We start from the raw sequence: 3,035 nt of genomic DNA, 5'->3' as shown, positions 1-3,035 counted from the left end.
CCGGCGTGCGTACTCAGCACCGAGGAAGCGCGGACAGACCCACTCTTCCCCCCCGCGGCCCTCGCGCCCCGGGCCCGGGGCGCGCGGACGTCCACGCTCCACGGGCCGTCCTCGTGCGCGGCGGCGCGCGGGGCCGGTACGCGCGGCGGGCGCCGTCCGGCCCGAGGCGGGACGGAGGCCCTCGCCCGTGACGACCCGGGACGGAACGGAGGCCCTCGCCCGTGACGACCCGGTGCGGGGCGACGGGGCGTTCGCACCCCACCGCGGCCTTCCCGGACGGCCACCGGCCGGCGCCGCGGCCCGCCCCGGCCGGCTACCCCCACACCCCGCGCGGGAGGGCTGCCGCACGCCGTGCGCCGGCGGGACCGGACCCCGCGGCAGGCGGGGCCCGCCCGCCCCGGCCCGGACCCTTCCAGGAGCCTTTCCGGGCACCGGAGTTCGGCGCCTCCTCACCCCCCCGTCCGAGGCGCGGGTGACCCGCGCGGAACACGCCGTGCGCGAACTGCCGGACAGATGGCCCCCGTTCCTCCCCTTGGTCGGCTTCTTCGTCGGCGTCACCGCCCCGCACCGGCCCCACCGGCGGGCGGGGGAGTCCGTGCTCCCGGCCGCCGGCCGGGGCACGGTCCGCCGCTGCCGCGGTACGGCGTGCGCGGGCGGCGCGCCGGAACGGACGCCGGCCCCGCCCGCGCGGGAGCGGACCGCGCGCCCGGGCGTGTTTGCCGCCGAAGTCAGCGGCAAAGCGGTGTCCATGAGCGAACAGAACAAGAACTCGAGCCAGAAGACCACGTCCACCCGGACCGCCGCGTCCAAGGCCCGGGAGGCCTCGGACAAGGCGACCGCCCCCGCCGGGCGGGCGGCCGGCAAGGCCGCCACCAAGGCGGGTGACACGGCGTCAGCGGCCGCGTCGGGCGCCGGACGCGCGGCGAACGGCGCCGTGCAGAACGCGGCCAAGGGCGTCGAGGCGGGCCGCCGCGCGGTCGTCGCCACCTCGGGCCAGGTCGCCGCCACCGCCCGGACCGCCTGGACGGTCATCGCGAACCGCAAGCTCGTCGCCGCCGGTGTCGGCGCCGGCCTGACCGCGCTGAGCGCCGCGTCCTACGCGGTGGGCCGCCGCGCGGAACGCCACACCCACGGCCCCCTCACCCGGATGACCGGCGGACGGATCTGACGGCCGGGGCGGGCCCCGCTCGCGCGCGGCGGCCCGGAAGAGGAAAGATGTGTCCGCAAGCGGACAACCGACCCCTGCCAAGGAGTGGGCACATGCAGCACGAGCGAGCGGGCGGCCCGGCCGGCCCCGAGGACCTCGTGGACGTCGCTCGTCTGGTCACGGCGTACTACGCGCTGCACCCCGATCCCGAGGACCCGGGACAACGCGTGGCGTTCGGGACCTCGGGACACCGCGGTGCGTCGGTGGCGGCCGCGTTCAACGACGACCACATCGCCGCGACCAGCCAGGCCATCTGCGAGTACCGCGCCCGGCAGGGCACCGACGGCCCGCTCTTCCTCGGGGCCGACACCCACGCGCTGTCCGAGCCCGCCCGGGTCACCGCCCTGGAGGTGTTCGCGGCCAACGGGGTCACGGTGCTCATCGACAGCGCCGACGGCTACACCCCGACCCCGGCGGTCTCGCACGCCGTCCTCACCCACAACCGGGGCCGCACCACGGGACTCGCGGACGGCGTCGTCGTCACCCCGTCGCACAACCCGCCCGGCGACGGCGGCTTCAAGTACAACCCGCCGAGCGGCGGCCCCGCGGGCTCGGACGCGACCGGCTGGATCCAGGACCGGGCCAACGAGATCATCCGGGGCGGCCTCGAGGACGTCCGCCGCATCCCGTACGCCCGGGCCCTCGCCGCTCCCGGCACCGGCCGGTACGACTTCCTCGGCGCCTATGTCGCCGACCTGCCGAGCGTGCTGGACCTGGACGCGATCCGCGCGGCCGGCGTCCGCATCGGCGCCGACCCGCTGGGCGGGGCGTCCGTCGCCTACTGGGGCCGGATCGCCGAACAGCACGGCCTCGACCTCACGGTGGTCAACCCGCTCACCGATCCCACCTGGCGGTTCATGACCCTGGACTGGGACGGCAAGATCCGCATGGACTGCTCCTCCCCGTACGCCATGGCGTCCCTCATCGGGCAGCGCGACCGCTTCGACATCGCCACCGGCAACGACGCCGACGCCGACCGGCACGGCATCGTCACCCCGGACGCCGGGCTGATGAACCCCAACCACTACCTCGCCACCGCGATCGGCTACCTCTACGCGCACCGCGGGCAGTGGCCGTCGGCGGCCGGCGTCGGCAAGACGCTGGTGTCCTCCGCGATGATCGACCGGGTCGCCGCCGACCTGAAGCGCGAACTGGTCGAGGTGCCCGTCGGGTTCAAGTGGTTCGTGGACGGACTCGTGGACGGCTCCCTCGGGTTCGGCGGCGAGGAGTCGGCCGGTGCCTCCTTCCTGCGCCGGGACGGCTCGGTGTGGACCACCGACAAGGACGGCATCATCCTGGCGCTGCTGGCCTCCGAGATCACGGCGGTCACCGGGAAGACCCCTTCCGAGCACTACGCCGCGCTCACCGCCCGCTTCGGCGAACCCGCCTACGAGCGGATCGACGCCCCGGCGACCCGCGAGGAGAAGGCGCGCCTCGCGCGGCTCTCCCCGGCACAGGTCACCGCGGACACCCTCGCCGGGGAGGCGGTCACCGCGGTGCTCACCGAGGCCCCCGGCAACGGCGCGCCCATCGGGGGCATCAAGGTGACCACGGACAGCGCCTGGTTCGCCGCCCGCCCGTCGGGCACCGAGGACGTCTACAAGATCTACGCCGAGTCGTTCCGGGGCCCCGACCACCTCCGTCAGGTGCAGGAGGAGGCCAAGGCCGTGGTCCTCGCGGCACTGGACGGCTGAACCACCGCCCCGCCCGCCCACCGGCCGTGGGGGGGGGTCGGGGGGGGGGGGGGGGGGGGGGGGGGGGGGGGGGGGGGAGGGGGGGGGGGGGGGGGGGGGGGGGGGGGGGGGGGGGGGGGGGGGGGGGGGGGGGG

At 76.9% G+C, this 3,035-nt stretch carries 2 protein-coding genes; both read left to right on the top strand.

Features of this window, described 5'->3' with window-relative positions; translation table 11 throughout:
* Positions 1-748: 748 nt before the first annotated feature.
* Complete coding sequence (locus tag ACZ56B_RS30575; RefSeq protein ID WP_468797569.1) at positions 749-1,168, top strand: hypothetical protein; 420 nt, start codon at positions 749-751, stop codon at positions 1,166-1,168.
* Between the two features lie 92 nt (positions 1,169-1,260).
* A complete protein-coding gene (gene pgm, locus ACZ56B_RS30570; RefSeq protein WP_468797566.1) occupies positions 1,261-2,901 on the top strand; it encodes a phosphoglucomutase (alpha-D-glucose-1,6-bisphosphate-dependent) in 1,641 nt (546 codons plus the stop codon).
* Positions 2,902-3,035 lie beyond the last annotated feature (134 nt).

It is taken from the genome of Streptomyces sp. NPDC034670 (assembly GCF_055574875.1).
This window is presented reverse-complemented; position numbering and strand designations above follow the sequence as displayed.

Coding starts and splice junctions, on each gene's coding strand:
- pgm (WP_468797566.1), top strand. CDS start 1,261: ATGCAGCACGAGCGAGCGGGCGGCCCGGCCGGCCCCGAGGACCTCGTG.
- ACZ56B_RS30575 (WP_468797569.1), top strand. CDS start 749: ATGAGCGAACAGAACAAGAACTCGAGCCAGAAGACCACGTCCACCCGG.